The sequence below is a fragment of the Tateyamaria sp. genome (assembly GCF_059783535.1).
The window spans coordinates 1-5,528 of sequence record NZ_JBYNDP010000185.1 but is presented as its reverse complement, the minus strand read 5'-3'; the positions used below and the strand labels follow the sequence as shown (position 1 = coordinate 5,528).

At 59.4% G+C, this 5,528-nt stretch carries 7 protein-coding genes; 1 reads left to right on the top strand and 6 read right to left on the bottom strand.

Annotated elements, in window-relative coordinates; all coding sequences use genetic code 11:
• A partial coding sequence (locus tag AC6RA8_RS20730; protein WP_500355491.1) for a BCCT family transporter occupies positions 1-1,285 on the top strand: 1,285 nt, incomplete at its 5' end.
• A 62-nt stretch (positions 1,286-1,347) separates the two neighbouring features.
• Here AC6RA8_RS20730 and AC6RA8_RS20725 read toward each other — a convergent pair.
• The 6 genes from AC6RA8_RS20725 to AC6RA8_RS20700 all read right to left on the bottom strand — a co-directional run.
• Positions 1,348-1,764, bottom strand: coding sequence for an HIT family protein (locus tag AC6RA8_RS20725; protein WP_500355489.1), 417 nt, complete (start codon positions 1,762-1,764; stop codon positions 1,348-1,350).
• A 41-nt stretch (positions 1,765-1,805) separates the two neighbouring features.
• On the bottom strand, positions 1,806-2,792 hold the full coding sequence (acuI, locus tag AC6RA8_RS20720) for an acryloyl-CoA reductase (RefSeq protein WP_500355487.1): 987 nt from the start codon (positions 2,790-2,792) through the stop codon (positions 1,806-1,808).
• Positions 2,793-2,877: 85 nt separating this feature from the next.
• The gene (locus AC6RA8_RS20715) at positions 2,878-3,981 is read right to left on the bottom strand and encodes a dimethylsulfoniopropionate demethylase (RefSeq protein WP_500355485.1); all 1,104 of its coding nucleotides are present in this window, start codon (positions 3,979-3,981) and stop codon (positions 2,878-2,880) included.
• On the bottom strand, positions 3,981-4,490 hold the full coding sequence (locus tag AC6RA8_RS20710; RefSeq protein ID WP_500355483.1) for a DinB family protein: 510 nt from the start codon (positions 4,488-4,490) through the stop codon (positions 3,981-3,983). Before AC6RA8_RS20710 ends, AC6RA8_RS20715 begins: the two co-directional genes overlap by 1 nt.
• The gene (locus AC6RA8_RS20705) at positions 4,487-5,194 is read right to left on the bottom strand and encodes a DUF1326 domain-containing protein (protein WP_500355482.1); all 708 of its coding nucleotides are present in this window, start codon (positions 5,192-5,194) and stop codon (positions 4,487-4,489) included. The genes AC6RA8_RS20710 and AC6RA8_RS20705 overlap by 4 nt, the downstream gene beginning before the upstream one ends.
• Before the next feature lies 1 nt (position 5,195).
• Positions 5,196-5,528: DUF2182 domain-containing protein (locus AC6RA8_RS20700; RefSeq protein WP_500355480.1), on the bottom strand; the 333-nt coding region annotated here is incomplete at its 5' end.

The window sequence follows — 5,528 nt, the reverse complement described above, 5'->3', positions numbered from 1 at the left end:
GCCCCTGACGATCCGGTCTGCGCTGACCCCGCTTCTGGGGAAAGTCGCCAACGGATTTGTTGGCCATGTTGTTGACGTGCTGGGCGTCGTCGCAACCATCCTTGGTGTATCGGTCACCATCGGTTACGGGGTGAGCCAGTTCGTCGATGGGGTTTATGCGGTGACGGGCATGGATTGGTTGATGGGCGCCAGCGAAGGAGATGTACCACCTGCCCCGTCCACGGTCGGCCTGTTGTCAGCGCTTGCCATCATCATGCTTCTGTCGATCCTGTCTGCCGTGTCGGGCGTCGGGCGCGGGATCAAGTACCTGTCCAACCTGAACCTCGTTCTGTCAATCATCTTGCTGATGACCTTCGTGATCTTTGGCAGTTTCATGTTTGCAATGACGACCTATGGAACGGCACTGGTCGACTACATCATCCAGTTTATCCCGCTCAGCTTCGAAGCGTATAGCCCGTTGGCGCAAGATGCTTTTGCCGCCACCCTGCCAGCCGATGCCGCGCCGCTTGCGGCGGATCTGTACAGTGGGGCGACGAATGCATGGGGCAATCTGGATGGCTTTGTCGGAGGGCTGGAAGGCGCTGCCTCCTCCCTGCCGCCCGCGACCCAGGCCGCAGCGTATGATGCAGGCAGCCAGGGGCGGCTGTTTGGCTGGCAATCGGGTTGGACCACGTTTTATTGGGCCTGGTGGATCGCGTTCTCGCCCTTTGTGGGCTTGTTTCTCGCGCGTATCTCAAAAGGTCGCACGATCCGCGAGTTTATCCTGGGCTGTGTGCTCGCACCTGCACTGGTGTGCTTTGCCTGGATGACCATCCTTGGCGGCACCGCCATTGACTTGGAACTACAGGGCGTGGCCGAAGGCGCAATCATCGGCGCATCCAACACCAACAAGCTGTTCGTCACACTCAGCTACATGATCGAGGGCGGCTTTCTGTCCGCCATCACCATCATGTGCGTGGTGCTTATCATGACCTTCCTTGTCACATCAGCGGATTCCGGCATTCTCGTGATGAACACAATCATGTCCGGCGGCGCGCAGGAAACGGGTATCAAGCACCGGATTATCTGGGGCCTGATCATGACAGGGGTGATTGGCGGCTTGATCATTGCCGGGGCGTCAGGACGCGGCGGCGATCCCCTGGCATCACTTCAGGACGCGATGATTATCGGTGCCCTGCCCTTTACCATCATCATGGTGCTGATGATGTTGTCGCTGATCAAGGCGTTGTTCAATGACGGTCGCCGCGCCAAAGCGGATGGTGCCATCGGTCAACCCGCCGAGTAAGAGCCGATATGAACTGCGAAGGGGCGCATGTTGTGTGCCCCTTCCACATTGCGGGTTCACACTTACAGAGCGGCGCGCATCTTTTCTGCATGGGCCTTGATCGCCTCCATATCTCCCATTTTGCCCGGTGGGCGCATCGAAACACCGGCGTGACGAGGGTGGATATGAAAATGCAAATGAAACACCTCTTGGCCACCCGCCGTTTCATTGAACTGCTGAAGGGTGATGCCATCAGCATCGAATGCGGTCTTGGCCGCGTTTGCCACCTTTTTGACCGTCGACATGACCGCAGCTAACTGCGCGTCGCTGGCATCCAGCACATTGCGGCAGGGTGTCTTGGGGATCACTAGGCAATGCCCGTCTGTGCGCGGCATGATATCCATGAAGCAAAGGGTATCATCATCCTCGTAGACAGTGACATTGGGGATTTCGCCCCGCAGGATCTTGGCAAAGATGTTCTGGTCGTCATAGGCGGTCATCGCGGGTCTCCGAAAGCAGTTCGAAGACCCGTTTAGACCGATCAGGCGTTCACGTCGACCACGACACGCCCCTTGACCTGCCCCTTTAGAATATCTGCCCCCAGCTTCGGCAGATCAGACAAAGTGGCGGGCTGAACCATGGCTTCGAGCTTGTCCATTGGCAGGTCTTTCGCGATGCGATCCCAAGCGCGGACGCGGTTGTCATAGGGCTGCATGACACTGTCGATGCCCAGAAGGTTCACACCCCGCAGCAGGAACGGAATGACCGTCGCCGGTAAGGCTGCACCGCCCGCCAACCCGACGGCCGCAACAGAGGCTCCGTACTCCATCTGTCCCAATACGCGGGCCAGCATAGCGCCGCCCACAGCATCCACGCATCCGCCCCAGGTTTCACCCTCAAGCGGGCGCTTGGTGGTTTCATTGATCTCTTCGCGGGCCACGATCTGGCTGGCACCGAGCGCGGTCAGATAGTCGGCCGTTTCTGGCCGCCCCGTAACGCCCGCAACCGTATGACCAAGATTGGCCAGAATGGCGGTGGCAACAGAGCCAACCCCACCCGCAGCACCGGTGACCAACACCGGACCACTTTTGATCCCGTGAGCTTCCAGCGCCATCACGGCCAGCATGGCGGTAAATCCCGCAGTCCCCACGGCCATGGCCTGCCGCGTATCAAGACCGTCCGGCAGCGGCACCAGCCAATCCGCCTTGACGCGCGCCTTCTGGGAATAACCGCCCCAATGCGCTTCGCCCACGCGCCAGCCGGTCAGAACGACCTTGTCACCGGGTTTGTAGCGGTCATCATCGGACGCCTCGACCGTTCCGGCAAAGTCGATGCCCGGCACATGCGGGTATTTGCGGACCAGCCCGCCCCCCGGACCGATGCAAAGACCGTCCTTGTAGTTCACTGTTGAGTATTCAACCGCCACCGTAACCTCGGCCTGCGGCAGATCGTCCAGCGACAGTTCCTGCACCGCAGCGGATGTTTTGCCGCTTTCTTCGTCCTTGTTGACCACCAGTGCATTGAACATTTTGTTCTCCATTTTCCGGGGACGATCCCCTGCTTCATCTTGCAAAGTAAACTTCGGGATCCGGGGCGGCGCCCCGGTTCCACATTTATAACCAGAATGTCTCTTGTACCGTGGCGCGGCGCATACCGTCGAGGGTATCAACCTCCAAATCGGTGCCCGGATCCCAATGCGTCATCCGCACCATGCCAATTGCCACATTGGTTTTGAAATCCGGCGACCATGCAGCCGACGTCACCTGCCCCACACGTTTGCCACCGGCCAGAAGTGGCCAAGGCCGATCACAGGTCGGCACGGCATCGCCATGAATCGAAATAGGCCGGATCTGTTGCACTGGCCCTTCCTTGGACACGCGCAGAAGCGCATCACGTCCAATACACCCGATAGCCGTCTGGGTGTCGCAGAACCGCCCCAACCCGCACTCATGCGGTGTGTTGTCGTCGGTCATGTCGTTGCCGTAGCTCAAAAGCCCGCCTTCGATCCGCTCGATCCCATTGGGGCAGCCCGCACGAACTTGCAGGTCCTCGCCCGCGTTAAACAGCGCGTCCCAAAGTGGCATGCCAAGCGCACTGTCCGGCACATAGATTTCGAACCCACCCTGCTTGGAATATCCCGAGCGGGCAATTGCAAGGTCGCAGCCTTCAAACTGGAACATATCAAAGCGGAAGAAACGGATGTCGCGCACGCGTTCACCAAAGACCCGCTCCATCAGCGCGTCCGACTTAGGGCCCTGGATTGCAAGCGGAGACACGTCGGGCTCGTCCACCAAAACATCGAGGCGATAGCCGTTGGCAATGCCCTTGACCCACAGGAGCAAGTCGCTGTCAGCAATGGAAATCCACCACCGATCCTCACTGAGTTTGACGGCCACCGGGTCGTTCAACATGCCACCCGTCTCATCCACGATGGGCACGTAATAGCATTGGCCGGGCAGCATGCGCCGCAGGTCTCGGGGTGTCAGCATCTGCATCAGACGCCCCGCATCGGGGCCACGCAGTTCGACTTGCCGTTCAACGGACACGTCCCAGATCTGCACATGATCCTTGAGGTGACGGTAGTCCGCCTCGACACTCTCAAACACCGTGGGCAGGAGCATGCGGTTGTAGATGGTGTAGGCTTTCACGCCTGCGGCCTCGACCCCGTCGGAAAAGGGCGTCCGGCGCAGACGGCGCGATGGAGAGATAACGGCCATCAGTCGTCCTCGGGCATAAAGACAATATCGGTGACCGGTGCGGACAATCCCGCGGCGGTCATCATTGCGTGGACCTGACCCCGATGGTGGGCCTGGTGCGTAAACAGATGCGTGGCACAAAGCTCGAAGGGGGCATGAAAGTCCTTCTTCATCATCCCAGAATACCACGATAAATCGCCCTTGAGAGCGACCGTATCCAGATCTTCAGCCCAAAGCCGGATCGTGCCATCCATGCGGAACCGTTCGGCGGTCCAAACGGCAAAGGTCGGTGTGAATTCCTTGTGCTTTTTGGCAGGAACGGATGGTGCCGGGATCTTTGGATCAAACCGGCTCATCCACATCGCGTCGCCCCACAAAATGTGGTTCAGCGTCGCCATGATCGAGCCAAAAAAGGCACCTCGATCTTTGCGCAGCTCCTCGTCTGGCACACCAGTCAGCATCTCGGTCAACTGCCGGTTCTGCCAGGCGTTGTAACGGGCCATGATGCGCACATAACCCGCGTCGATCATGGTTTGGGGCCTTTCCAGTCAATCGGGCAGATCTCGGCCGACTTGCCACCGAAGTCCCAGATGCGACCGTAGTCACGCACTTTGGATTTCACGCCGCGCGCTGCGATGATGTCGGGTCCCATCCAGTATTTCGAGTTTGAGATCATCACCGGATGGTCGGGCGACTTGCCGTCGATCATCTCGATCTCGCCCTGGATTTTGCGCCCGATATACAGGCCGCGCTTCTTGCCCTCGCGGACAATCTCGACCTTTTCACGTTCGGCACCCACGATGTCGCTGACAAGCATAGTGAAGAGACCCGTTGTGCCGCCTGCAGCCCCGGAAAAGATTTGCAGGATGCCGTTGTAAGCCTTGCCACTGGCGCGCTCATCCACATAAGCGGCAACGCGCCATCCGCCCTCGCCCATGCGACCGGGAATGTCTACCATCAGGCCGACGTTCAGGCCCGACAGGTCTTCGCCTTCAAAATGTCCCTCGTCGATGGCGATGGCCATCCACGCATGGCAGTGCCCTTCGGTGGGTGGGTGCGCACCAAGGCTGACGACACACGGGCAGAAGACTTCGCAGGAGCAATTGAGAAACAGCTCACCCTTGATCGCCCATTCGGTGGGCGACATCTGGCGACGGCCGGGGTTCGGCATTCGGCTGTCGATGCGCTGGCTGACCGGCAAGCGGTCCGCGTCGGGGCGTTTCTTTACGGCCATTTTATCCTCCGTTTACAAAGGGCCACGCCAGCACGGCCAGCCCTGCGAGGGTCAGCAGAACCCCCATGGGTTTTGTAACAACATGCCCGATCTGGGGCAGTTTTTCGATCACCATGAACAGCGTGGCAAGGCCCATCCAAAGCAAGCTCATCACGCCGCCAACAAATCCAAGAGCCATAAAGCCCCAACAGCAGCCCACGCAGAACGCGCCGAGGCCCAGCCCCATGCGCAATCCGCCGCCAAAGCCGGTGCGCCAGTGTCCAAGAAAATACGTCATCGGGCTATGGCAGACGCCATGGCAGATTTCCTTCGCTCGGGTGAATTGAAACAGACC